Origin of the sequence: Micromonospora echinospora, assembly GCF_900091495.1 — a bacterium.
GTDB lineage: Bacteria > Actinomycetota > Actinomycetes > Mycobacteriales > Micromonosporaceae > Micromonospora > Micromonospora echinospora.
In genome coordinates this window covers 6101652-6125683 of record NZ_LT607413.1, presented here as the reverse complement: position 1 = coordinate 6125683, position 24032 = coordinate 6101652, and the positions used below count along the sequence as shown (strand labels likewise).

Below are 24032 nucleotides of genomic sequence, written 5' to 3'. Positions count from 1 at the left end.
GTATCGTGTCGGCGCCCGGTCCATCCGGGCCACAACTGCATACGTCCCGTGTGGGGGGAAGCCGGTAGAAGCCGGCGCTGACCCGCAACCGTGAGCGAGGCCCACCTCGCGAGCCGGAATGCCCCGCCCGGGACGAGCGGCTTCCACTGTCGAGGTTCACAGGGTGAAGTCCGGCCACCGCCGAGGCCCGTCACCCCGCTCACGCTGCACGCGAGCGGGTTTTTCGGGTCCGAGGTGCCCTCCGGAGCTCACCGACCGCTCCGCGAAAGGCACCCACCATGCCCCTGTCCCGGCTCCGACGTCCCGGTCTCGGCGTCGCCACGACGACCGCGCTCGTCGCCCTCGCCGCCACCGCACCCAGCCTCGCGGCCCCGTCCACCGCAGCCGACCCGGACGCCGCCCGCGACGCCGCGACCTGGCTGGCCCGCGAGTTCACCGACGGCGCCCTGCCCGGCCCGTTCGGTGGCCAGGACTGGGGCCTGACCATCGACGGTCTCCTCGCACTGACCGCCGCCGACGTCGCCGAGCCGACCCGCCGCGCGGCCACCGAACAGGTCGCGGCCCACGTCCGGTCGTACAACAGCTACGACGACTGGGGCATCGAGGGCTTCACCGACGGCGGCGCGACGGCGAAACTGCTCTACGCCGCCACCGCCGCCGGCGCGGAGCCGACCGACTTCGGCGGCTTCGACCTGCGGGCGGAGACGCTGGCCCTGGTCGCCGGAGCGGACAGTGGCGACCAGCGGGGCCGCATCACCAGCCGCACCACCGATGCCAGCGGCCCCGACGCCAGCAACACCTTCGACCAGGCGTTCGCCGTGCTCGGACTGGCCCGCAGCGGTGAACTACCACAGGACACCGTGGACTTCCTCGTCCGCCAGCAGTGCGCGGTGGGTGGCTTCCGGCTGTACCCCGACGCCGACGACAAGCCGACCTGCGACGCGCAGGCCACGCCGACCCTGGACGTCGACTCGACCGCCATGGCGGTGCAGGCCCTGCTGACCGCGGCCGAAGACGGCGCCACCGGCGCCGCCGGCGCGGCCCGGCGCGGCGCCGACTGGCTGCAGACCCAGCAGCAGGCCGACGGGTCGTTCGGCGGTTCCGGCCCCACCAGCGGCACGAACGCCAACAGCACCGGACTGGCCGCACAGGCCCTCGCCGCCGCCGGACGCGACACCGCCGCCACCCGGGCCGCCGCCGCCCTGGTCGCGCTGCAACTGACCACGGCGACCGGCGGGGCTGCCGCCGCCGACGCCGGCGCGATCGCCTACAACGCCGAGACCCTGACGGCGGCCCGCACGTCGGGCCTGGGGGAGAACGACCGCGACCAGTGGCGTCGCGCCACCGCCCAGGCGCTGCTCGGCCTGGCGCAGGTACCCCTCGGCCGGATCGGCCTCGACCCACCCGTCTCGCCCAGCCCCTCGCCGAGCATCACCGCCTCGCCGACCCCCAGCGGTTCACCGTCACCGTCCGGCTCCGCCACGCCCACCCTGACACCGAGCCACTCCGACAGCCCCACCCCACCGACCCCGACGCCGACCGCGACGACCCCTTCCGCCACCCCGAGCACCACACCGGTCGGCGGCGGCCTGCCCACCACGGGTGCCTCCGTCATCACGTACCTCCTGGTGGCGCTGCTGCTCATCGGCGGCGGAACGGCCCTGGTGGTGCTCACCCGCCGGCGGGCGACGTGACCGCCGGAGCCCGGCTCGTGGCGGCCACCGTGGCGGTCCGGCTCGCGGCGGTCAGCGTGACCGTGGCCGCCGCGCTGGTCGTGCCCACCCCGGCCCAGGCCGCCGGCACCGCCGGGCACTGCCCGGACGCCTCCGGGGTCACCGTCGTGGTCGACTTCAACGAACTCGGCGGTGGAACCGTGGTTCGCTGCGCCCCGGGCGCCCAGGCGAGCGGCCTGGCGGCGCTGAAGAACGCCGGTTTCCAGGTCACCGGCACCCTGCGCTGGGGTGAGGGCTTCATCTGCCGCATCGAGGGCAAGCCGTCGGCGGCGACCGAGAAATGCGTGGACACGCCGCCAGCCAACGCCTACTGGTCCTACTGGCACGCCGACAACGGCGGCAGCTGGCGCTACAGCGACAAGGGCGTGCTGAACCGCAGGCCGCCTGCCGGCAGCTTCGAGGGCTGGTCGTTCTCCCGTGACCGCAGCCCCGACGATGCGCCCCGCCCCGGTGTGGCCCCGACGCGTCCGGCACCGCCCCGACCGTCGCCGTCCCCACCGGCTCCGTCCGACGGAGCGACCCCACCGGCACCCGCCGCCCCCTCCCGCACCGAGCGGTCCGTGCCGACGGCAGCATCCACCACTCCGCCGACCATCACCCCGGCCACGTCGGCACTGGCGACGCCGACCGCACCGGCCCCCACGGGCCTGCCGGTCACCCCGGGAACCGGCGGCACCGCCGCTGCCCCGACGGCCGGACCCGCCGAAAGGCCGGTCACCACCGACGTCGCCGCACGACGCGACGACGGGCTCCCGCTGGGCACGGTGACCGGCGTGCTGCTGCTGGCGGCACTGGCCGGCGGCGGAATCCTCGCCGTACGCCGCCGACGGGCCACCGACCCGGATGACTGACCGTGCCACCGTCACCGGGGCGCCCGCCCCGGTGACGGTTCCCCACGCCGACGCACCGGCCTCCCGTCTGCCCCGGACCCTGCATCCCGGCGCGTGGTGGCTGTGGGCGCTCGGACTCGCCACCGCGGCCAGTCACACCACGAACCCGCTGCCATTGGCCCTGCTGATCAGCACCGCCGCGTTTGTGGTCGTCCGCCGCCGGGGCGACGCCCCCTGGGCGTTGGCGTTCCGGATGTACCTCGTGCTCGGCGCGGTGATCGTCGCCATGCGGGTCGTGTTCCGCGTCGTCTTCGGCGGCGGCCAGGGCGAGCACATCCTGGTTCGGCTACCGGAGATCCCGCTGCCGGCCTGGGCGGCGGGCATCCGGCTGTTCGGGCCGGTCGCCGTCGAGGAACTCCTCGGCGGGTTCTACGACGGACTCCGACTGGCGACCATGCTGATCTGCCTCGGCGCCGCGAACGCCCTGGCCAACCCGAAACGACTACTCAAAGCCGTACCCGGGGCGCTCTACGCGGTGAGCACGGCGGTGGTGGTGGCACTGTCGGTCGCCCCGCAACTGGTGGAGAGCGTGTTGCGAGTACGCCGGGCACGACGCCTGCGCGGAGGCACCGGGAAGGGACTGCGCGCGCTGCGGGGCATCGCCCTGCCGGTGCTCGCCGACGCCCTGGACCGCTCACTGGCGCTGGCCGCCGCGATGGACTCCCGCGGCTACGGCCGTACCGCCGCCGTACCCGCCGGCCGGCGGGCCGTCACCGGCGCGCTGGTGCTCGCCGGACTGGTGGGCGTCTGCGTCGGTGTCTACGGGCTGCTCGACGCCACCGCCCCCGACTACCTCGGCGGGCCGATGCTGCTCGGCGGCCTGGTGACCGCCCTGTCCGGGATGCTGATCGCCGGCCGTCAGGTGGTCCGCAGCCGCTACCGGCCCGACCGGTGGCGGTTGGCCGAACTGGCCGTGACCGGCTGCGGGCTGACCGCCGCCGCCCTGGTGATGCTCGCCGGATCGGTCGACCCGGCCCTGCTCTACCCGCCGGTCAGCCCGCTCAACTGGCCCGAGCTGACCCCGCTGGTGGTGCTGGCGCTCGCAGTCGCCGTGGCACCCTCCTGGCTGGCACCCCCACCCGCCGTGGTACGGCGCGGCACCCCCGGAGGCGGATGATGATCGAGTTCGACCGGGTGACGGTCCGGTACGCCGGAAACGACACCCCGATGCTCCGGGACGTGACGCTCCGCGTCGACGAGGGGGAGTTGTGCCTGGTCGTCGGCCGGACCGGAGCCGGCAAGTCGACCCTGCTGCGGGCGATCAACGGCCTGGTGCCGCACTTCACCGGCGGCACCCTGCACGGCGCGGTACGGGTGGACGGCCGCGACACGCGCCACCACCCCCCGCGTGACATCGCCGACGTCGTCGGTGTCGTCGGACAGGATCCCCTGGCCGGCTTCGTCACCGACACCGTCGAGGAGGAACTCGCCTACGGCATGGAGCAGCTCGCCCTGCCGGCCCCGGTGATGCGCAAGCGGGTCGAGGAAACCCTGGACCTGCTCGGTATCGCCGAACTGCGGCACCGGCCGCTGCGGACCCTGTCCGGCGGGCAGCAGCAGCGGGTCGCCATCGGCGCGGTCCTCACCAGCCACCCACGGGTCCTGGTGCTCGACGAGCCGACCTCCGCGCTGGACCCCACGGCCGCCGAGGACGTCCTCGCCGCCGTCACCCGCCTGGTCCACGACCTTGGCGTCACCGTCGTCCTCGCCGAACACCGCCTGGAACGGGTGGTCCAGTACGCCGACCGGCTGGTCTATCTCTCCGGCGACGGCCGGGTGGTCGACGGGGACCCCGCGACCGTGCTCGCCGACGCCGACATCAGCCCACCGCTGGTCGAGCTCGGTCGGCTCGCCGGCTGGACACCGCTGCCACTGTCGGTCCGCGACGCCCGCCGACGGGCCTCGCCCCTGCGTCAGCGCCTCGCCGGCACGGCACCGTCCCGGATCCCCACCGTCCCCGACTCCGCCCCGGTCCTGACCGCCCGCGCGGTCGTGGTGCGGTACCCCGGAACGGTTGCCGTGGCCGGCGTCGACCTCGACCTGCACCCTGGCCGGATCGTCGCCCTGATGGGCCGCAACGGGTCCGGCAAGTCCAGCCTGCTCTGGGCACTCCAGGGCAGCGGACCCCGCCAGGGCGGCACCGTCACCGTCACCGGCCCCGACGGCCCTGTCGACCCGAAGACCCTGCCGGCCGCCCAGGCCCGCCGCCGGGTCGGACTCGTGCCGCAGACCCCCGGCGACCTCCTCTACCTCGACACCGTGGACGCCGAGTGCGCGCAGGCCGACCGGGAGTCGGGCGCGGCGGCCGGCAGCTGCCGGGCACTGTTGGACGACCTCACCCCCGGCCTGCCCGGCGACCGCCACCCCCGTGACCTGTCCGAGGGACAACGGCTCGGCCTCGCCCTCGCCGTCCAGCTCACCGCCGCCCCGCCGGTGGTCCTGCTCGACGAGCCGACCCGAGGACTCGACTACCTCGCCAAACGTCAGTTCGCCGCCCTGGTGCGCCGGCTCGCCGCCACCGGCCGGGCCGTGGTGGTGGCGACGCACGACGTCGAACTCGTCGCCGGCCTCGCCGACCGGGTCATCGTCATGGCCGAGGGGGAGGTGGTGGCCGAGGGCACCGCCGCCGAGGTCATGCTCGCCTCCCCGGCGTTCGCCCCGCAGGTGGCCAAGGTCCTGGCACCGGAGCCCTGGCTGACCGTGGACCAGGTCGCCGCCGCCCTGGCCCGCTGCGGAGCGTCGGCGTGAGCGTGATCCGGGTGGCCCCCCGTACGGCTGTCGTCCTGGTCCTCGCCTCGGTCGCCGCGCTCGCCACCTTCGCCTGGCCGTTTGTCGTCCCCGCCCAGGCGGAGAGCACCGCGCGCACCGGCGAGGCGCCCCTCGTCCTCGTCGTCATGCTGCCGGTGCTCGTGGCGCTCGTACTCGCCGAACTCAGCTGCGGCGGCATCGACAGCAAGGCCCTGGCGATGCTCGGGGTCCTCGCGGCGGTCAACGCCGCGCTGCGCCCCCTGGGGGCCGGCACCGCCGGTATCGAAACGGTGTTCTTCCTGCTCGTCCTCGCCGGCCGCGTCTTCGGTCCCGGCTTCGGGTTCCTGCTCGGCGCGATATCGCTCTTCGCCTCCGCGTTGCTGACCGCCGGGGTCGGGCCGTGGCTGCCGTTCCAGATGCTCGCCGCCGCCTGGGTCGGTCTCGGCGCCGGTCTGCTGCCGAGACGACCCCGGGGCAGAGCCGAGATCGCCCTCCTCGCCGGTTACGGCGCGGTGGCCGCGTACGGGTACGGCCTGCTGATGAACCTGTGGTTCTGGCCGTTCAGCACCGGTGCGGACACCCAGCTCTCCTACGTCGCCGGAGCACCCGTGCTGGAGAACCTGCACCGGTTCGCCGTCTTCACCGCAGCCACCTCGACCTTCGGCTGGGACACCGGCCGGGCGATCACCACGGCGGTGGCGATCGTCCTGGCCGGACCCGCGGTGCTGACCGCGCTGCGCCGGGCGTCCCGCCGCGCCGCCTTCGGCACACCGGTCACCTTCGCCGACGCGGACCGGCCCGATGCCGGCGAGCCCGCTTCCGACCTCCCGTCCGCCCCCGGTCAGCCGGCGAGACAGCACACCGGTTGACGCAGGACCCGGCCTTGCGCGCGATCGACCCGCTCGCCGTCCGGCGAGATCACCCTCCGGTTCATGCGCGGTGAGATGCCTGCGGTCACCTGTCGCGTCGGCGAGTTGGTCAGGTACTACGCCGAGCGGTGGTGTCGCACGGGCCCGCGCTTCACCACCGCGTCCACCCGGGCGGTCTTCGATGTGATCAATCGCCACTCCTTGGCGTGCGCGGCGCCCTGTTGCAAGATAGTGGCAATAGCATTGTCTTGGCAGTAACCGCGAGGAGTTCTGATGCCGATCTACACCCTGCCCGACCTGCCCTACGACTACGGCGCACTGGAGCCGGCGATGTCGGGGCAGATCCTGGAGCTGCATCACGACAAGCACCACGCCGCGTACGTCAAGGGCGCCAACGACGGCCTGGAGCAGCTGGCCGAGGCGCGGGAGAAGGGTGACTTCTCGACGCTCGTCGGCTTGGAGAAGACGTTCGCGTTCAACCTGTCAGGGTACGTCCTGCACTCGATCTTCTGGGGCAACCTGTCCCCGGACGGCGGTGACCGCCCCGACGGAGACCTGGCCGCCGCGATCGACGAGCACTTCGGCTCGTTCGACGCGTTCGCCGGGCAGCTCTCCGCCGCCACCAAGAGCGTGCAGGGCTCCGGCTGGGGTGTGCTCGCGTGGGAGCCGCTGAGCCAGCGGCTGATCGTGGAGCAGGTGTACGACCACCACGGCAACGTCGGACAGGGCTCCACGCCGCTGTTGGTCTTCGACGCCTGGGAGCACGCCTACTACCTCCAGTACAAGAACGTGCGGCCGGACTACGTCGACCGGCTGTGGGACCTGGTCAACTGGTCGGACGTGATCGCCCGCTTCGACGCCGCCCGCGCCGTCACCCCGAATATCCGACCGGCGTGACCGGAACCACCCCGGCCGCGGCGGAGCTGGTCCAACGCGCCGCCGGGGTCATCGCGGCCAAGCATCGCGGCGACCTCGACGGTGCCGAAAAGCTCCTTTCCGCGTTCGGCTCCGAGCAGGCCAAGACCCTCGGCTTCTACCTCCTGGCGGACCTGAGCCTCGGACTGCTGCGCGCACAGAGCGGCCAGTCCATGGATGACCTCGTACATGAGCTGTCCCTGATCGTCGCCGCCACCGCCACACCACCCGGGGCCTGACCCGGCAGCGTTCATCCGGTCGGTGTCGCCGCGAAGTCTGACTTGCCCGCGGCACCGCCGTCCGGGACGTCGGTGCCGACGTGGTCGAGCGGGTCCGCCCGGACCCAGGTCCGGTCGGCGCTGACGAACTCGGTCCGGCGTAGGCCCGCCAGCGCCAGCAACTCGTCGAGGTCGGCGTCGTCGACCCGTTCGACAGTGAACCGGTGGTACCAGACGAGGCCCTCCAGCCGGTACCGGATGGTCGCCGCCACCTGACGCGACGTGGGTCGGCGCACCTCGACGAGCACGATCTCGAGTCCGTCCTGGTAGACGTAGGCGGGTCGGGGCGTGTCGAACCAGGACGGGTCCAGCCGTTGCAGCAGAAGGCTCCCGCCGTCGGCCAGGTGCCGGCGGCCGGTGGTGAGCCACCGGACGCGGAGCCTGCGGTCCGGGTCGTTGATCAGGTGCGAGGCGAGCAGCACGGCGTCGAAGCGGCCGGGCAGCCGCAGCTCCTCGATCGTCGATCGGACCGTGACCGTGTACGGGATGCGGGCGAGCATCTCCGGTGACTCGTCGACGGCGGTGACCGGATGGCCGAGGCGGACCAGCGGGCCGGTCATCCGACCGGCTCCGCAGCCGAGTTCGAGGATGGACGCCGCCGGGGGAAGTGCCCGGTGCACCAGCTCCGGCTCGCCCCAGGTGGGCAGTCGGGCGTACAGGTCGACCGAGGAGCCGTCCGGTGCGATCGCTCCCGGTCCGTTGCCCGACGCGCAGCCCTTCATACCGCGGTCGCGGGCACCGGCCACACCCGCATCCGATACGGCAGGGTCACGGCCAGCCCACCGAGGCGAAGCAGAAGCCCCTCGGCGATGAGTTCCTCGGCGGCGGCCTGCCCCTGGGTCGGCCAGTCGTCGAGCCGCTGCGGCGTGAGACAGCGCAGGAACGCCTCCCGCAGCGGCGGTTCGTCGAGCACGTAGACAGCGGATTCGACCGGGTCCCGAACGTCGCGGACGCCCAGGAAGCCGGGACCCTGCCGGTAGTAGCAGAGGCCGAGGCGGAAGGTGTCCCGCCAGTCGGTGACGGCACGGTCCTCACCCGCCGACCACTGCGGTGGGGGCAGGTGCCGCAACGGGGTGAGGTCGAGGCCGCCGGTCGCCCGGCACCGCCAGGTGACCCGGCTTCCCCGGCTCAGGCAGTCCCGCAGGACGGCGACGAGGGCGAGCACGGACTGCGGCTCATCCGGGGTCAGGACGACGGGGTCGAGCAGGCGGGTGGCGTCCGGCCAGGCCGGGTCGGGCACGGGGCGGCCGGGAACCGTCGCGGTCACGAAACCGCCCCCAGGACGGCGTACACCTGTTCGTCGGTGCGGATGCGCAGTGGCGCCACCGTGGTGGCCAGCGTCACCCACCGTTCCGCGTCCGTGAACACCAGCCCGTCGGCCAACTGCTGGTCGAGCCACCGGACAAGTTCTGCGGTGTCGACCCGGTGGCCGGCAGCGGTGAGCTGGCTGTGCAGCGCGGCGACCGTACGCGGTCGGTTCAGCTCACGGTAGGCCGCCGCGCGCCAACCGCGCAGGGTGTGCTCGCGGTGGGGCCAGCCGATCCGGCGGTCCCGGATGCCGAGGGTGTCGTCCGACCGTTCGTCGAGCAGCAGGTACGACTCGTGGTGGTCGTCCTGCCACCGGGCCACCGCGTCGTCGAGGGCCCGGGCCGTCTCCGGTCCGATGCCCCGGTCGTCGCACTGGAAGAAGTACGCCAGTTCCATCAGCTCGTCGTGTCCGAACGGGTAGAGGTACCGGTAGAAGTGTGCGGGTTCGCGGCGGCCGAAGCCGAGTTCGGGTCGTTCGAAGTACGGGCTGAAGCGTTCCACGGTGATGCGTGCCGCGCCACGCGGCGGTTGCAGGTGCACCAGCGCGGGGAACTGCGCGACGACCTCGGTGTAGTCGTGGTCGGTCTCGCCGGGGAACCCGTAGAGGTAGTTCCACTGCACCGTCAGCCGGTGGTCCTCGCTGTCGCGCAGCAGGCGGACGTTGGTGACGCCGTCCACCCCCTTGTCCATGATCTTGAGGACGCGGGTGGACAGGCTCTCGATGCCCGGCTGCACGTGGACGATGCCCGCCTCGGCGAGCTGTCGCACCTGGTCGGCGCGGAGGTTGGACTTGACCTCGTAGTGCATCCGCAGGTCCCAGTCGGCGGCGGCGAGCCGCGGCAGCAGAGTGCGGAAGTACTCCATGTCCAGGATGTTGTCCACCGGGATGACGTCGAGGATCTGGTGGCGCTCCACCAGCGTCGACAGTTCGGTCCAGAACTGGTCGGCCGACTTGCTCCGGAACGCGATCACCGAGCCGTTGAGTCCGCAGAAGGTGCACTGGTGTTTGTCGCCCCACCAGCAGCCCCGGGCGGCCTCGACGACGAGACTGGGGTTGACCCGGTCGCGCAGCACCGACGCGTCGAAGTCCGCCTGCCACCGGTCGAAGGTCGGGATCGGAATGAGGGCCGGCGGCACGGTGGTCCGGGCCGGTGCCACGGCGACGGACCGGTCCTCGTCCCACCAGCACACGCCGGGGACGTCGGCAGGCGTTCGGCCGGCGTCGATCCGGTCGAGCAGCAGAGGAAATGCCAGTTCGCCCTCGCCGCGGACGACGTAGTCGACGAACCGGTGGTTGCGGTGCAGCGCGGCCCCCATCGGACCGTCGCAGTTGGCGCCGCCGAACACCACCCGGACCTGCGGTCGCCACCTCTTGATCGCCCGGGCGAGGGCCAGGCTGGGAATGGTCTGCATGAAGGTCGAGGTGAACCCGACCACATCGGGTTCTCCAGCGGCGATCCGTTTCGCCGCGTCCTCGATGAACGGTGCCGCGAGCTGGCGCATCCATTCAATCTTCGGTAGGTCGATCTCGGCCCCGTCGACGCTTTCCGCATGCGTACGGAATTCTGCCAGGCGCCAATGCGCATCGTCGTGCAGTGCCCCGGCGAAGACCCAGTCGCCGGTGCCGTGAAAAAGCCCTTTGTCGGCAACGGTGATGTAGTCGTCGGCGGTGATCTCGCCTGCCGACGCGGTCAGCAGATGCTCCGCCCAGTGCAGGTAGCCGTGGTATTCGTCGATCTGATCTGTTGGCCGGGCCTGGCGCAGCCGGCTGTGCAACAAACCGACCGGCAGAGAGGGGCTGGATATGGACTGCCAGGGCATCGCCACCAGGCACACCCGCACGGCTACTCCTTCCACGCCGCGCGGGGTTGCCGGCCGCCGGCCGGCAACCCCGGCGAGCGTCAGCTGGGCGAATCCTTGGGAGTGGAACGCTTGCCACCCGCCGCAATGCGGTTCGGGGGCGGAAGGATCAGGGCGTGCATGGACGTCTGCGGCCGGATCTTGGTTTTCTTGAGCGCCATCGTCGTTACCTCCCTTCTGTTGGGAGAATAACGACATTCGATCGACAAACAGTGACCAACCGGCCCAATAAATAGATCTTCGCGTATGTCGACAAACTTCGGCGACAGGGGTTGCCCGGCCCTAGCCGACCGTTTTAACCTCAGCCGGTTGCCGGGCGCGTCCGGCGCATCACCCGGCCGCCGGGGAAGGTGGTGACAGCGTCGGCGCGGGGCGGGAGGCGCAGGGCGAACTCTCGGGCACCTGTCCAGTCATCTCACCGTGATTGGGCAACCCGGACGAGGGCTCACGCTGCCATCGCGTGGAACGCCGACACGCCCGCCTCCGCCACCAGCTGGTCGTTGTCGACGGTGCTGCCGCTCACGCCCACGGCACCCAGCACCTGGCCGTTACCGTCCTTCAATGGAATCCCGCCCGGGAAGGTAATCAGACCCTGGTTCGAGAACTCGATGTGATAAAGCGGCTGGCCGGGCTGAACCAAGGGGCTGAGTTCCCCGCTCGCCATGTCGAAGAGCCGCGCCGTACGCGCCTTTTTGATCGCGATGTCGATGCTGCCGAGCCAGGCACCGTCCATTCGGGTGAACGACTTCAGGTTGCCACCCACGTCGACCACCGCGATATTCATCAGCAGATTCAACTCGCGTGCCTTCCGCACGCTCGCCTCCAGAACCATCTGCGCCTGATCCATCGTCACATCTGACCGTATTGCAACGCTTGTCACCGCAGTGCTTCCCTTCCGTCGTTTGCCAGCTTCTGGTGGTTCGATGCGACCGGCACCCCGGCCGCGGCGCTGGCGGACCGACCCCTTTCGGATCCTGCTGCACCTGCGCGCCGAACCGGGACCTCAACTGCCCGTCCGTCTACCTCGAAGGTCGGACAATCATGGCTTTATCCGGCCCACCGTACCCTGCGCACATGCGCTCTTCAGCGTTATCCGGATATCGGGGAGAAAGCCTGCCGGCAGCAGGAAGGTGGAGTCGGTGAGGTGTCGCAGTGGTCGAAGCGAAGCCGACACGGATGCCGGTTGTACCGGACCTCGTGCGGCGACCAGGGCGGCGGGCACCGGGATGTCCCGACCGGGATGAACCTGCCGACCATGTCGGGGCGACGCCGCCGATCTCGAAATCGACGTCACCGACGACGGCCGAACGCGCACACCGCTCTTCTGCGCAATGGGGACGGTCAGTGGCTGTGGTTGCCCGCCGACAGTGATACCCGGCCCCGGGTGTAGCCGGGTGAACGCGAACCGGGGACGCGTCCGCACCCGAGCGGCCACCCGAACGCGGGAGCCGTCGCGCCACCCGAACCGGCGGGCGTGACTCAACCCGGCGACAGGACTCCGCCAACTGGTGGCATTTGCCTATTACGCCCACGTTCTGCGCGCCGGCCTCCTAGGTTCTGTAGACATGAAGGCAGTGGTGTACGAGGGGCCGCGCAACATCACGGTGCAGAACGTCGAAGACCCACGCATCGAGTCGCCGAACGACGTGATCATCAAGGTCACGACGAGCGCGATCTGCGGTTCCGACCTGCACATGTACGAGGGGCGCACGTTGGTCGAACCGGGCATCGTGTTCGGCCACGAGAACATGGGCGTCGTGGTCGAGGTCGGCTCCGGCGTGGTGAGCGTCAAGAAGGGCGACCGGGTGTCGATCCCGTTCAACGTCGCCTGCGGCTTCTGCCGAAACTGCCGGGAAGGCAAGACCGGCTTCTGCCTCACCGTCAATCCCGGGTTCGCCGGTGGGGCCTACGGCTACGTCGCGATGGGCCCCTACCGCGGCGGACAGGCCGAGTACCTCCGGGTGCCGTTCGCCGATTTCAACTGCCTGCAACTGCCGAAGGGTGACGGGCACGAGAACGACTTCGCGATGCTCGCCGACATCTTTCCCACGGGCTACCACGCGGTCGCCATGACCGACCTGCGCCCCGGGGAAGCCATCACCATCATGGGTGGCGGGCCGGTCGGCCTGATGGCCGCGCACTCCGCTGTGCTGATGGGTGCCGCAAAGGTCTTCGTGGTCGACAAGGTCCCCGACCGGTTGCGGCTCGCCGAGTCCATCGGAGCGATCCCCATCGACTACACCAAGGCTGACCCGGTCGAGCAGATCAAGGAGCAGACCCAGGGTGCCGGCACCGACAAGGGCGTCGACGCGGTCGGCTACCAGGCGGTCAATCCGGAGGGCGAGGAGCAGCCGGCGGCGGTGCTCAACAGTCTCGTGGAGGTGGTCCGGGCCACCGGCGTCATCGGCGTGGTCGGGCTCTACCTGTCCCAGGACCCCGGCGCAGCCGATATGCACTCCCGCAGCGGGGAACTGCTCTTCAAGGTCGGCAAGTTCTTCGAGAAGGGCCTTCGGATGGGGTCCGGCCAGGCGAACGTCAAGGCGTACAACAGCTATCTGCGTGACCTCATCGTGGCCGATCGGGCAAAGCCGAGTTTCGTGGTCAGCAAGGAGATGCCGCTCGGGCAGGCGGCGGAGGCGTACGCGCACTTCGACCGGCGGGAGCCGGGCTACTCCAAGGTGGTACTGAAACCGGCAGCCGCCTGACGGCCGGCCGAGGCGGAGGGGCGCGACGGTGGGGCTGCGCACCTGGATCGAGGGCTGGCTGGTCTACCGACAGATCACCGCCGACGGTCCGCTCGGACGGGGCCGGCGGCGAGGTTCGGCCACTCGGCGGAGTTGATCGCCGCACCGAAACCGCCGGCTCGACGGCCCGGTCGGCCTCGCCGCCTGTCCCGAGGCGTTGCGCCGCATGCCGAGGCTTGCCGATCAACGTCCGAGAGTCGCGGCTGCGGCCGGTCCGGGGCACCCGCCGCACCCACGGGGAGCTCTCCGCTGTGTCACGGCACCGCCGGGAGCTGCCGGCACGGCCACCGCCCGGGTATCATCCATCAAGCTCAAGGGCGTTGGGCAGTGGTCTAGCGAAAGTTTGGAGTTATGTCGGCGGCGCAAAGGGCATCCGCTGGGGTCGCCGACAACGACGTCTCGAAGAAAGACGTGATCGTCCAGAGGCTTCGTGACGAGATCGTGTCCGGGGCTATCGCGCCGGGGGAGAAGCTCTCCGAGGCGCGCCTCGCCGAGCGGTTCGGGGTCAGCCGGATGCCGGTGCGTGAGGCGTTCAAGGAACTCGAAGGTGCCGGATTCGTCTCGATCGAGCGTCGCCGGGGCACTTTCGTCAAGAGCCTCAGCCGGCACGAGATCCTCGATCTCTTCGAGGTGCGTGAGGCGATCGAGGGGATGACCGCCCGGCTGTGCGCCAACCGCGCCAGCAACGAGTTCCTCGCGCGGATCGACGAGGTGATGGCCTCGATGCAGGACTGCGTCGAGGCTGGCGACACCGACGGCTACAGCGCCATGGACGCGCGGCTGCACGAACTCATCACCGAGGGTGCCGGCAACGGGCGGTTGAGTGACCATTACCGGTTGCTGGTCCAGCATCTGAGCCGCGGCCTGCTGTCGTCGATCGTGACGAGGCGAGAGGGACGGATGCGGCGTTCGCTCGCGGAGCACCGTGCCGTGGTGTACGCCATCCGCGCGCGGGACGCGGATGCGGCGGAAGAGGCCATGCGCGCCCACGTGCAGCGCGGCCGCCTCGAACTCCAGGACGAGGTCACCACGAAGTTCGGGCGCTGACCGGCCCGGTGCCCTGCGCGCCCGACCCCGGTGTGGCCGGGAGGGGGCCGTCGCCGGCCTGAGCAGCGGCCCGGCAGATCCACCTGGCACGCGATCTGAGCCCGGCACCGGCACGCAGCCGCTGGTCGCGCGCCCGGCGAGAGCGTACGCGCAGTCTTGCCGTCTGCGGCTGGTGCCGTCCAGCCGGCCTTGCTGACCCTCGCTTCCGCTACCCGCTTCTGCCGACGCCGAGTCGACCGGGCCTGCGGCAGGTCATCGGGAGTTCAGGTCGGAGGAACCTCTTGACAACTGGTATGGCAGATCAGCAGTATCTGGTTCACCTCACCGCTCACGTGCAGTAGGCGCGCTTGCATCTGCCATACCAGTCTCTTCACCGGTCCGTTTCACCCTTGTTACCTCAACGGGCAGTAGCCGACGAAAGGCCTTCGCATGCGTACCAAGATCGCGATCGTGTCAGCCGTTACCGCCATACCCCTCGCACTCTCGGCGTGTGGGTCCTCGGGCGACGGGGCGGCGGCCGACGGGACCAAGAGCATCGGCTTCATCTCCCAGGCCCCCCGCAACGACGGCGGGTTCACCCAGTTCGGGCTGGCCGGCGTGAACGCGGCGATCGAGGCCGACACGACCCTCAAGCTGTCCTCCATCGTCGACAACGCCGCCAACTCCCAGGAGCAGATCCAGGGACTCGAGTCGCTGGCCGCGAAGAACCAGATCGTGGTCGCGGACGGCGCCTCGTTCAACAAGGCCGTCGCGGTCGTGGCGCCGAAGTATCCGAAGGTGCGCTTCATCCTGGTGGCCGCTGACCTCGACGCCTACGCCGAGAACGTCACCTCGGTCACCGCCGCCGTCGGATACAACGCCATCGTCGTCGGGGCCGTCGCCTCGGCCCATTCCCGGACCAAGAAGCTCGGGATGATCGCGGGCCTTCAGGTCCCCTCCACCACCGCCTGGTACCACGGCATGGTCCAGGGTGCCGCGCTGGAGAATCCGAAGACCAAGGTCGTGGAGACCTACACCGGCGACTTCAACGATGTCGGCAAGGCCAAGCAGGCCGCCGAAGCCATGATCGCCAGTGGTGTCGACTCGATCCTCTCCGACCTCGACAGCGGCTCCGGGGGCGTCTACCAGGCCGCCGGCGGCGCCACCAGCCCTACCGACGTGTACGACGTTTTCGCCCTGCACTGCGACTCGAGTCCCCACATCATCGGCTCCGGCGTAGTGAGCTGGTCCGACATCCTGAAGAACGCGGTCGCCGACGCCGCCGCCGGCAAGCTGCCGGCTGGCGCCATCAGCTACGGCCTGGGCACCGGCGCGCTGCGGTTCGAGTTCTGCCCGGGCAAGGGGACGGCGGCGGAGAAGGAACTCGTCGAGAAGATCACCAAGGACATCACCGACGGCAAGATCGTCGCCGACAAGGGTGTTCTTCTTCCCAAGCCGGCCTACCACTTCGAGCAGCGTTAGGTCGCCGTCGATGAGGACTCGTCCCGATTCCGGCCCCGCCGTGCGCGGCTCGGGCACCGGAGCTTCCGCTCTCCGGCTCACCGGAGTGACCAAGCGGTTCGGCTCCTTCGTCGCCAACGACGCCGTCGACCTCGACATCGCCTGGGGTGAGATCCACGCCCTCCTCGGCGAGAACGGTGCGGGCAAGACGACGCTGATGCGAATCGTCACCGGCCTCTACAACCCGGATGAGGGTGGCATCGAACTCGACGGAGAGCCGGTGCGTTTCCGCAGGCCCGAGCAGGCCCTGCGGGCCGGGATCGGGATGGTCCACCAGCACTTCACGCTGGTACCGACCCTGACCGAGCTGGAGAACCTGGCCATCGCACCGGCCGCTCTTCCGTGGCGCAACGGTCTGACCGAGGCACGCCGCCGATCACAGGAGGTGGCTGCGGAGACCGGCCTGCGGATCACGCCCGACCGGCTGGTCGCCGACGCGTCGGTGGGGGAGCGGCAGCGACTGGAGATCGTCAAGTTGCTCTGCCGCGGCGCCCGGATCCTGATCTTCGACGAGCCGAGCGCCGCACTGAGCCCAGGCGAGTGGGACGAACTCGCCAACCTGATGCGGCGGCTCGCCGCCGCCGGTCACGCGGTCATCCTGATCTCGCACAAGCTGTCGGAGGTCTTCAGCGTCGCGGACCGGTACACCGTGCTGCGGCGCGGCGCGGTGAGCGGTTCGGGAACCATCGCGGAGGCGACCTCCGACCACCTGGTGACCCTGATGGTCGGCGATCGAGTGGTCGACCGTCCGCCGCTTCCCGCCGGCACCCCGGGTCCCGCCGTCCTCACCATCCGCGGTCTCGACGTCGCCCGGGACGACAGCCAACCGGCCGGGCCGAAGGCGCTCCAGGGCATCGACCTCGAGATGTGTCGAGGCGAGATCCTGGGGATCGCCGGGGTCGCCGGTAGCGGTCAGTCCGAGCTCGTCGAGGTGCTCATGGGCATCCGGTCGGCACTGTCGGGCACCATCGAGTTGGCGGGGCGGCCATTCACCGATCGGTCGCCGCGCGGGTTCTTCCGCGCCGGCGGTGCGGTGATTCCGGAGGACCGGCACCACGCGGCGATCGTCCCCGGGATGACCCTCTGGGAGAACATCACCCTGCGGTCGCTGCGTTCCGCGCCGTTGAACAGGCGGGGACTGCTCGACGTCCGGGCCGCGTCCGCCGAGGCGCGCCGGCTGATGGACGAGTTCGACGTACGCGCCGACAGCGAGAACCTGCCGATCGGGCGGCTCTCCGGTGGAAACCAGCAGAAGGCGGTCCTCGCCCGGGAACTGTCGGGCAACCCGGACCTGCTGATCGCCGCACAGCCCGTGCGCGGTCTGGACGTGCGAGCGGCCGACTTCGTCTACCGGAGCCTCGTCGCGCACCGCGAACGCGGCGGTGCCGTGCTGCTGATCTCGATGGACCTCGACGAGGTCATCTCGATGTCCGACCGGATCGCGGTGCTCGCTCACGGGCGCATCCAGGGCGTCGTCGACGCCGCGAAGGCCACCCGCGCCAGCCTCGGCGCCCTCATGACGTCGTCCGGAGAGGCCCTGTGATGCTGTCGAAAGACCTGATCATGCGGATGCTCGTGCAGATGGGAGTGGGCTTGGCGGCACTGGCCGTCGGCGCGCTCCTGCTGGTGGCGATCGGGGTGGCGCCGCCCGAGGCGTTCCACGTCTTCTGGAGCGGCACCTTCGGGACGCCGACCAATGCCGGTACCACCCTGACCCAGGCTGTGCCGCTGCTCCTGGTCGCGCTCGGCTGGATCCTGACCACCCGGGCCGGACGTCTGCACGTCGGCTTTCCCGGTCAGATCCTCGTCGGTGGCTCCCTCGCCACGGCGGTCGGGCTGCAGTGCGGCAGCCTGCCGGGTCCGGTCGCGGTGGGGCTCACCGCGATCGCCGGCATCGTCGGCGGGGCACTCTGGGCCGGCCTGACCGCCTGGTTGTGGGCCTCGCGCGGGGTGCTCGAGATCGTGTCGTCGCTCCTGCTCAACCTGGTCGCGCTCCAGGTCGCGGAGTGGTTGGTCCGGGGGCCGCTACAGGGCTCCCTGGACGGTCAGCCGCAGTCGGCGAACTTCCCGGCCGCCGCACTGTGGCCGAGCGTCGAGTCGGTTCCGGGCCGCACCCTCTCGTACGACGTGGTGCTTCTCCCGGTGTGTGCGATCGCTGTGGCGCTGCTGCTGTCCCGCACCGCGTTCGGCTTCCGCCTGCGGGTTGCCGGCGGCAACCAGGAGGCCGCTCGGTGGTCGGGCATCGACCCGGTCCGCGAAGGGGTCGCCGCCATCATGATCTCCGGTGGGTTCGCCGGTCTCGCGGGCGCGGCGCTGCTCTTCGCCGGTTCCGCGCCCTGGATGAGTGACGGATTCGAAGCCGACGTCGGCTTCAACGGCATCGCGGTCGCCCTGCTGGCGCGCAACTCGCCGATCGGCGCGGTCGCCACCGCCGTCGTGTTCTCCGCGCTGAACGTCGGTGGGACCGCCATGCAGGCCCAGCTGGATGTGCCGTCCTCGCTGGCCTCGGTGCTCCAGGGCGCCGTCATCGCGCTGGTCCTGGTGGCGGCCGTCGTCCTGAGGGGCAGCACGAGGACACCGTCCCCGGCCAAACCCACCCCCGCCCGCCGACGATCCGGCGTCGTCGCCCGCAGCGCTGCCCGGACCGAGGAGGCCTGAGATGGGTATCTTCGACGTCGCGTTCCTCGTCTCGGCGATCACGATCGCCGCCCCGATCCTGCTCGCCGCCACCGGGGAACTCGTCTCCGAGCGGGCCGGCGTACTGAACGTCGGGCTCGAAGGTGTGCTGCTCGTGGGCGCCTTCGGCGGCTACCTCGTGATGGCCGGCACCGGGAATCTCGCGATCGGTTTCCTCGGCGGCATCGTTGGGGGCCTGCTTTTCGGAGCGCTGATGGGAGTGCTCTCGATCGAGGCCAAGGTCGACCAGATCGTCGCCGGCATCGCGCTGACCCTGCTCGGCTACGGCCTGACGACGTTCCTCAACGAGGACCTCTTCAGCGAGCCGCGCGCCTTCGACCCGCTGCCCCGGCTCGCGATTCCGCTGCTCTCGGACGTGCCCGTCCTCGGGCCCGTCCTGTTCACCCAGGACGCCTTCATCTATGCCACGGCCGTGGTCGTCGTCCTCGTGGCCCTGGCGCTGACTCGGACGACCTGGGGCATCAACCTGAAGGCGACCGGTGAGAGCCCGGTAGCCGTCGACGCCGCTGGCGTCAGCGTCCGCGGGCTGCGCTGGGCCGGCGTCCTCGTCTCAGGGGCCTGCGCCGGAGCGGCGGGAGCGTACATCTCCATCGGCGACGTCGGTGTCTTCCGTGAGGCCATGACCGGCGGGCGCGGCTATCTGGCGATCGCCGCCGTCCTGTTCGGAGGCTGGCGGCTGAGCGGGCTGGGCCTTGCCGTCGCGATCTTTGCGGTCACCGATGCCACCCAGCTGCGGTTGCAGGCCGTCGGCGACATCCCTGGTGAGGTGTGGGTCGCCGTGGCCCTGCTCGTCCTGGTCGCTCTCGGCGCCGGGCGCGTCCGGCGTGCGGCGGCCACCTCCCGCCTCGACCGGCGGCGGGCCGGCGCCGTCGAGCTCGCCGGCCTGGCCGTGGTCGCGGTGCTGATCGTGCTCGCCCTTGTCCGACCGGCCGTGACGTTGCCGGTGTCCCTCTGGCTCGCCATGCCGTACGTGCTGGCGCTCGTCGCCCTCGCCGCCGAGGGCAAGCGGCGGCACAAGGCGCCCGAGGCGCTCGCCGTCCCCTATCTGCGAAGTGAGGTCTGACTTTGATCACCGACGTGCACACGCACTTCTGGACTCGGGAGCACCAGCGCTCTCCCTGGACGGACGGGCTGGGTCGGGTCTCGAAGACGCTGGCCTCCGACGAGATCGACCTGGTCACGGTGGAGTCCTACCGCCGGGGCGTCGCGCCCGCCGAGCGGACGATCGTCTTCGGGCTCCAGGCGCAGGCCTCCGGGATCATGGTCCCCAACGATGCCGTCGCCGCGTTCGTACGAGAAGTCGGCGGTCAGACCGTCGGTTTCATGTCGGTCGATCCGACCCGCCACGACGCGGTCGACGAGGTGGAGCGCTGCCACGCGGACCTCGGGCTGGTCGGCATCAAGATGGGGCCGATCTACCAGGGCACCTCGCCGCTGCACCCCATGACGATGCGGGTCTTCAAGACCGCGGAGCGGCTCGGCCTGCCCGTGATGATCCACCAAGGCGCGATCTTCGCGAACGCCGGCCGGCTGCCCGACGCCAACCCGCTGCTGCTCGACGACGTGGCGTGCACCTTTCCCGACCTGCGGATCGTGGTCGCACACATGGGTCATCCGTGGATCTACGAAACCGTCGTCGTGATGCGTCGGCACCGCAACGTCTTTGCCGACACGTCCGCGATCGCCAGCCGTCCGACGGTGTTGGCGAACGCCTTCTCGGCCGCCAAGGAGTACGGCGTCCTCTCCAAGGTGCTCTTCGGTAGCGACTCCCCGATGGTGGCCGCGGCCAGCGCCACCGCCGCCCTCGAACGGGTCGTCGCGCGGATGCGGCAGATCGCGCACACGCCCATCACCGACGAGGAACTACACGGAATCCTGCACCGCCCGTCGTTCGACCTGCTCGGCATCGAGGCACCTGCGGCGCCGTCGCCGGCTCTGCCGACCGAGCTGACCCGAGCTGACCCGAATCGCCTGCTGACCGCCCCCGGGAGGAAGCCATGACGACGAACCAGACCACGCATCCGTCGGTGTTCCTGGACGCCACGGCCGTGCTCGACGGCCCGCTCCCCGTCGAGATCTCGATGGAGCCGATCCGCCACGGGGCGCCCTTCGCCTACGAGAGAGTCCTGTACGACGCCGCCGGCGCGTTCTTCGCCGTCTGGGCGTGCGACGCCGGTGTCTACCCCCGGGTGAAGGACAAGCGGGGCTCGTTCATGTACATCATCTCCGGCGAGGCCACCATCACGGACGAGGACGGCACCTCCCACGAGCTGACCGCCGGCAGCGTGATCGTGCTGCCGTACGGCTGGGTCGGCACCTGGGACATCCGCGAGACCATCCGGAAGGTCTACCTGCACACGACCCCGGTGCCGCCGTACCGCGCGGGTGTGCAGCCGTCCGCCTTCCTGGCCGCGGTCGACGTGCTCGGGGGCGACCTGCACGCCCCGGTGGCGGCGCGAGTGGCCTCCTGGGCGCCGCCGGTCGCCGAGACCGTCGTGTTCGACGGACCCGACGGCCGGTGCGCCGTCCAGGAGCGCGGCCCGGGGGTGTTCCGGCGAGCGGCGGCCGAGGGCGCCTCCTACCTGTACGTCATCTCCGGCGAGGCCACCGTCACGGACGAGGACGGCACCTCCCACGAGCTGACCGCCGGCAGCGCCGTCGCCCTGCCGGACGGCTGGGCCGGCACCTGGGACATCCGCACCACGATCCGCACAGTCCACGTCGACACCGCACCGATCGCCGACAAGTGATCAGGACAGGAGAAACTGTGATCAACGACGACCCCTACGCAGCCGTGACCCCGGCACCGCCGCTGCGGGTGTTCAGCGAGGACCTGGTCGACGGCACGGAAATGCCGCTGACCTACCGCGACCCGGACCTCGGCGGCACCAACACCTCACCCCACCTGGCCTGGTCGGACTTCCCGGTCGAGACCAAGAGCTTCGCGATCACCTGCTACGACCCGGACGCTCCCACCGGGGTCGGTTTCATGCACTGGGCCGTCGCGAACATTCCCGCCTCCGTGACCTCGCTGCCGGCCGGCGCCGGCGCACCGGACGGGCCGATGCCGGCGGGCTCCCTCACCCTCCCCAACGACCTGCGGATGCGCCAGTACATCGGCCCCAACCCGCCGCCGGGCTCGGGCCGCCACCGCTACGTGTTCATCGTCCACGCGGTCGACGTCCCCGCGCTCGAGATCGACCCCGGGCTGACCCCCGTCGTCCTGGGCTTCAACCTGCACTTTCACACGCTGGCACGAGGGAGCATGACGGTATGGGTGGACGCGGAGGAGTGACGGTCACGTGATCGCTCAGCATTCCGACTCCCGGAGGCACTGACATGACAGGAACCCACTCGACAGGCTCCACCGACCGTTCCCGCCACGCCGAGGTCGCGGGTGCCGGGTTCGCCGGTCTCACCGTGAGCATCGCGCTCGCCCGCCGTGGCTGGACCGTACGCCTGCACGAGCAGAACGACCAGGTGCGCGACTTCGGCGCCGGCATCCTGCTGTGGCGCAACGCGATGCTGGCCCTCGAGGTCATCGGGGTGGCCGGGGCGATCAGGGCGAACGGCGTACAGCCCGGCACCTACGACACCAGCCTGAACGGCGACCCGGTCTCGTCGGAGCTGGCCGGCTACCCCTACTGGGCGATCACCCGGCCAAAGCTGCACGCGCTGCTCGTCTCGGCGGCTCGGGCGGCCGGAGTGGAGATCGTCACCGGTTCACGGGTGGTCGGGGCCGACCCGGCCGGCGCCCTGCTCCTGGCCGACGGGACCAGGCTGGAAGGAGACCTGGTGATCGGTGCCGACGGGGCCGGCTCGGCGGTCCGCAACTCGCTGGGCGATCTGACCCAGGAACGCAAGAAGTACCAGGACGGGGTCTGCCGGGTCCTGATCCCACGGCCCGAGGAGTTCCAGGGCCCCGAGTGGGACCGGGTCATCGACTTCTGGACCCTGGAACCGGACGCGATGCGCATCCTGTTCATCCCCACCGGGCCTGACACGATCTACATGGGCATGATGGCGACGACCACCAACGAGCGCGCCTCACGGATCCCGATCGACGTCGAGGTCTGGTCGAAGCGCTTCCCGCATCTGGCCACGGCGGTGGAGCTGGCCGGCAGGGCCGAAGGCGGCCGACACGACAACTACCAGACCAACCGGGTGGCGCCCTGGTCGAGTGGTCGGGCGGTGCTCGTCGGGGACGCGGCCCACGCCATGTGTCCCGCGCTCGGGCAGGGCGCCAGCGTCGGGATCGTCAACGCGGTCGAACTCGCCCACACCCTCGATCAGTACGACGACGTCGGTGCGGCGCTCGCCGTGTGGGAGGAACGCGAGCGGGGCATGACCGACGCCGCCCAGGCCCGGAGCGCCTACATGGCCGAGACCCGAACGCTGGCCAAGGGCAACGGCTTCACCGCCGAGGTCATGGAGACGGCGAACTTCGAGCTTCCCGCGGTCACGCCCGAGATCGTCGCGGCGTACCCGGTGCCGGAGGGGGACCGGTCGTGGTGAGTGGACCGCAGACGGTCGTCATCGGCGGCGTCGAGATCACCCGGATCCAGGAGTACGCCGGCCCCAGCCCGGCGACCCCCGGCTTCCTGTTCCCGGACAGCGACCCGGCGTACTGGCGGGACAACGCCGGATGGCTCGACCCGGACTTCTTCGATTCCGGTCGGGGGCAGTTGCGCTCGGTGCTGCACACCTGGCTGATCCGCAGCCAGGGGGCGGTGATCCTGGTCGACACCGGTGCCGGCAACGGCAAGGAACGCCCGTACGCCCCGGTCTACGCCCACCACGACACCGCGTACCTCGCGAACCTGGCCGCGGTGGGGGTCGCACCGGAGGACGTGGACATCGTCATCAACACCCACCTGCACGTCGACCACGTGGGGTGGAACACCCGCCTGGAGGGCCGCGGCTGGGTCCCCACGTTCCCGAACGCGCGCTACCTCATCACCCGGGAGGACTTCGAGTTCTGGGACCCGGTGAAGAACCCGCGCCCGCCGGCCGACGGCAACCAGAACGTCTTCGAGGACAGCGTCGTCCCGGTACACCGCGCGGGACTCGTCGAGCTCTGGAGCGGCGAGTACCGGATCGATTCCGACCTGGTGTTGCAGGCCGCCCCCGGGCACACCCCCGGCTCCGCGGTGCTGCGGCTGGAGTCCGGGAACGCCGGTGCGCTCTTCGTCGGCGACATCATCCACTCGCCCGTGCAGATCGCAGCCCCGGACGTCAACAGCTGCTTCTGCGAGGATCCGGCGCTGGCCCGGGCGTCCCGGCGCCGCCTCCTCGCCGAGGCCGCCGAGCGTTCGCTGCTGGTCTTTCCGGCCCACTTCGGCGGGCACTCCGCCTGTCACGTCGCCGCCGCCGACGACGTGTTCGTCATCCGCGACTGGGCCGACCTGGCCCGGATCTGAACCACCGCTCGGAAGGATTCCAC

General features: G+C 70.9%; 22 protein-coding genes. 18 read left to right on the top strand and 4 right to left on the bottom strand.

Going from position 1 to position 24032, the window contains the following annotated elements; all coding sequences use genetic code 11:
• Nucleotides 1–278 precede the first annotated feature (278 nt).
• The 7 genes from GA0070618_RS26320 (at nt 279) to GA0070618_RS26285 (ending at nt 7394) form a co-directional block, all read left to right on the top strand.
• Complete coding sequence (locus GA0070618_RS26320; protein WP_088984016.1) at nt 279–1694, top strand: prenyltransferase/squalene oxidase repeat-containing protein; 1416 nt, start codon at nt 279–281, stop codon at nt 1692–1694.
• Nucleotides 1695–1723: 29 nt separating this feature from the next.
• The gene (locus tag GA0070618_RS26315; protein ID WP_231931949.1) at nt 1724–2584 is read left to right on the top strand and encodes a hypothetical protein; all 861 of its coding nucleotides are present in this window, start codon (nt 1724–1726) and stop codon (nt 2582–2584) included.
• The gene (locus tag GA0070618_RS26310) at nt 2577–3740 is read left to right on the top strand and encodes an energy-coupling factor transporter transmembrane component T (RefSeq protein ID WP_088984015.1); all 1164 of its coding nucleotides are present in this window, start codon (nt 2577–2579) and stop codon (nt 3738–3740) included. The genes GA0070618_RS26315 and GA0070618_RS26310 overlap by 8 nt, the downstream gene beginning before the upstream one ends.
• Nucleotides 3740–5371 carry an ABC transporter ATP-binding protein gene (locus tag GA0070618_RS26305; RefSeq protein WP_088984014.1) on the top strand — a complete coding sequence of 544 codons (1632 nt, stop codon included), beginning with the start codon at nt 3740–3742 and terminating at the stop codon, nt 5369–5371. The genes GA0070618_RS26310 and GA0070618_RS26305 overlap by 1 nt, the downstream gene beginning before the upstream one ends.
• A complete protein-coding gene (locus GA0070618_RS26300; protein ID WP_088984013.1) occupies nt 5368–6240 on the top strand; it encodes an ECF transporter S component in 873 nt (290 codons plus the stop codon). Before GA0070618_RS26305 ends, GA0070618_RS26300 begins: the two co-directional genes overlap by 4 nt.
• A 273-nt stretch (nt 6241–6513) precedes the next feature.
• Nucleotides 6514–7137 (top strand): superoxide dismutase, encoded by a 624-nt coding sequence (locus GA0070618_RS26290; protein WP_088984011.1) that lies wholly within the window; start codon nt 6514–6516, stop codon nt 7135–7137.
• On the top strand, nt 7134–7394 hold the full coding sequence (locus tag GA0070618_RS26285; RefSeq protein ID WP_088984010.1) for a superoxide dismutase: 261 nt from the start codon (nt 7134–7136) through the stop codon (nt 7392–7394). Before GA0070618_RS26290 ends, GA0070618_RS26285 begins: the two co-directional genes overlap by 4 nt.
• Nucleotides 7395–7405: 11 nt before the next feature.
• On the opposite strand, the gene GA0070618_RS26280 is transcribed toward GA0070618_RS26285, so the two are convergent.
• From GA0070618_RS26280 to GA0070618_RS26265, 4 genes are all read right to left on the bottom strand, one after another.
• Complete coding sequence (locus tag GA0070618_RS26280; RefSeq protein WP_088984009.1) at nt 7406–8179, bottom strand: class I SAM-dependent methyltransferase; 774 nt, start codon at nt 8177–8179, stop codon at nt 7406–7408.
• The gene (locus GA0070618_RS26275) at nt 8152–8700 is read right to left on the bottom strand and encodes a DUF5825 family protein (protein ID WP_088984008.1); all 549 of its coding nucleotides are present in this window, start codon (nt 8698–8700) and stop codon (nt 8152–8154) included. Before GA0070618_RS26275 ends, GA0070618_RS26280 begins: the two co-directional genes overlap by 28 nt.
• Nucleotides 8697–10583 (bottom strand): RiPP maturation radical SAM C-methyltransferase, encoded by a 1887-nt coding sequence (locus GA0070618_RS26270; RefSeq protein WP_088984007.1) that lies wholly within the window; start codon nt 10581–10583, stop codon nt 8697–8699. The genes GA0070618_RS26275 and GA0070618_RS26270 overlap by 4 nt, the downstream gene beginning before the upstream one ends.
• Nucleotides 10584–11046: 463 nt before the next feature.
• Nucleotides 11047–11448: a GlcG/HbpS family heme-binding protein gene (locus GA0070618_RS26265; RefSeq protein WP_088985859.1), complete on the bottom strand. Its 402-nt coding sequence runs from the start codon at nt 11446–11448 to the stop codon at nt 11047–11049.
• A gap of 661 nt (nt 11449–12109) precedes the next feature.
• On the opposite strand from GA0070618_RS26265, the gene GA0070618_RS26260 reads away from it, so the two are divergent.
• The 11 genes from GA0070618_RS26260 (at nt 12110) to GA0070618_RS26210 (ending at nt 24009) form a co-directional block, all read left to right on the top strand.
• Nucleotides 12110–13306 carry a glutathione-independent formaldehyde dehydrogenase gene (locus GA0070618_RS26260; RefSeq protein ID WP_231931459.1) on the top strand — a complete coding sequence of 399 codons (1197 nt, stop codon included), beginning with the start codon at nt 12110–12112 and terminating at the stop codon, nt 13304–13306.
• Nucleotides 13307–13696: 390 nt separating this feature from the next.
• A complete protein-coding gene (locus GA0070618_RS26255) occupies nt 13697–14392 on the top strand; it encodes a GntR family transcriptional regulator (RefSeq protein WP_088984006.1) in 696 nt (231 codons plus the stop codon).
• A gap of 450 nt (nt 14393–14842) precedes the next feature.
• Nucleotides 14843–15853 carry a BMP family lipoprotein gene (locus GA0070618_RS26250; RefSeq protein WP_211296314.1) on the top strand — a complete coding sequence of 337 codons (1011 nt, stop codon included), beginning with the start codon at nt 14843–14845 and terminating at the stop codon, nt 15851–15853.
• Between the two features lie 10 nt (nt 15854–15863).
• Nucleotides 15864–17435, top strand: coding sequence for an ABC transporter ATP-binding protein (locus GA0070618_RS26245; protein WP_088984004.1), 1572 nt, complete (start codon nt 15864–15866; stop codon nt 17433–17435).
• The gene (locus GA0070618_RS26240) at nt 17435–18550 is read left to right on the top strand and encodes an ABC transporter permease (protein WP_088984003.1); all 1116 of its coding nucleotides are present in this window, start codon (nt 17435–17437) and stop codon (nt 18548–18550) included. Before GA0070618_RS26245 ends, GA0070618_RS26240 begins: the two co-directional genes overlap by 1 nt.
• A gap of 1 nt (nt 18551) precedes the next feature.
• Nucleotides 18552–19652 carry an ABC transporter permease gene (locus GA0070618_RS26235; protein WP_088984002.1) on the top strand — a complete coding sequence of 367 codons (1101 nt, stop codon included), beginning with the start codon at nt 18552–18554 and terminating at the stop codon, nt 19650–19652.
• Between the two features lie 2 nt (nt 19653–19654).
• The gene (locus GA0070618_RS26230) at nt 19655–20590 is read left to right on the top strand and encodes an amidohydrolase family protein (protein WP_157749016.1); all 936 of its coding nucleotides are present in this window, start codon (nt 19655–19657) and stop codon (nt 20588–20590) included.
• Nucleotides 20587–21339: a cupin domain-containing protein gene (locus GA0070618_RS26225; RefSeq protein ID WP_088984000.1), complete on the top strand. Its 753-nt coding sequence runs from the start codon at nt 20587–20589 to the stop codon at nt 21337–21339. The genes GA0070618_RS26230 and GA0070618_RS26225 overlap by 4 nt, the downstream gene beginning before the upstream one ends.
• A 17-nt stretch (nt 21340–21356) precedes the next feature.
• Nucleotides 21357–21884: a YbhB/YbcL family Raf kinase inhibitor-like protein gene (locus tag GA0070618_RS26220; protein ID WP_269148442.1), complete on the top strand. Its 528-nt coding sequence runs from the start codon at nt 21357–21359 to the stop codon at nt 21882–21884.
• Nucleotides 21885–21928: 44 nt separating this feature from the next.
• Nucleotides 21929–23104 (top strand): FAD-dependent monooxygenase, encoded by a 1176-nt coding sequence (locus GA0070618_RS26215; protein ID WP_088983999.1) that lies wholly within the window; start codon nt 21929–21931, stop codon nt 23102–23104.
• Complete coding sequence (locus tag GA0070618_RS26210) at nt 23101–24009, top strand: MBL fold metallo-hydrolase (protein ID WP_197701647.1); 909 nt, start codon at nt 23101–23103, stop codon at nt 24007–24009. Before GA0070618_RS26215 ends, GA0070618_RS26210 begins: the two co-directional genes overlap by 4 nt.
• Nucleotides 24010–24032: the final 23 nt, after the last annotated feature.

Excerpts from the sequence above, each read along its gene's own strand:
- GA0070618_RS26265 (WP_088985859.1), bottom strand. The coding sequence starts at position 11,448 with ATGGATCAGGCGCAGATGGTTCTGGAGGCGAGCGTGCGGAAGGCACGC.
- GA0070618_RS26240 (WP_088984003.1), top strand. The coding sequence starts at position 17,435 with ATGCTGTCGAAAGACCTGATCATGCGGATGCTCGTGCAGATGGGAGTG.
- GA0070618_RS26290 (WP_088984011.1), top strand. The coding sequence starts at position 6,514 with ATGCCGATCTACACCCTGCCCGACCTGCCCTACGACTACGGCGCACTG.
- GA0070618_RS26310 (WP_088984015.1), top strand. The coding sequence starts at position 2,577 with ATGACTGACCGTGCCACCGTCACCGGGGCGCCCGCCCCGGTGACGGTT.
- GA0070618_RS26255 (WP_088984006.1), top strand. The coding sequence starts at position 13,697 with ATGTCGGCGGCGCAAAGGGCATCCGCTGGGGTCGCCGACAACGACGTC.
- GA0070618_RS26305 (WP_088984014.1), top strand. The coding sequence starts at position 3,740 with ATGATCGAGTTCGACCGGGTGACGGTCCGGTACGCCGGAAACGACACC.
- GA0070618_RS26225 (WP_088984000.1), top strand. The coding sequence starts at position 20,587 with ATGACGACGAACCAGACCACGCATCCGTCGGTGTTCCTGGACGCCACG.
- GA0070618_RS26320 (WP_088984016.1), top strand. The coding sequence starts at position 279 with ATGCCCCTGTCCCGGCTCCGACGTCCCGGTCTCGGCGTCGCCACGACG.
- GA0070618_RS26215 (WP_088983999.1), top strand. The coding sequence starts at position 21,929 with ATGACAGGAACCCACTCGACAGGCTCCACCGACCGTTCCCGCCACGCC.
- GA0070618_RS26245 (WP_088984004.1), top strand. The coding sequence starts at position 15,864 with ATGAGGACTCGTCCCGATTCCGGCCCCGCCGTGCGCGGCTCGGGCACC.
- GA0070618_RS26235 (WP_088984002.1), top strand. The coding sequence starts at position 18,552 with ATGGGTATCTTCGACGTCGCGTTCCTCGTCTCGGCGATCACGATCGCC.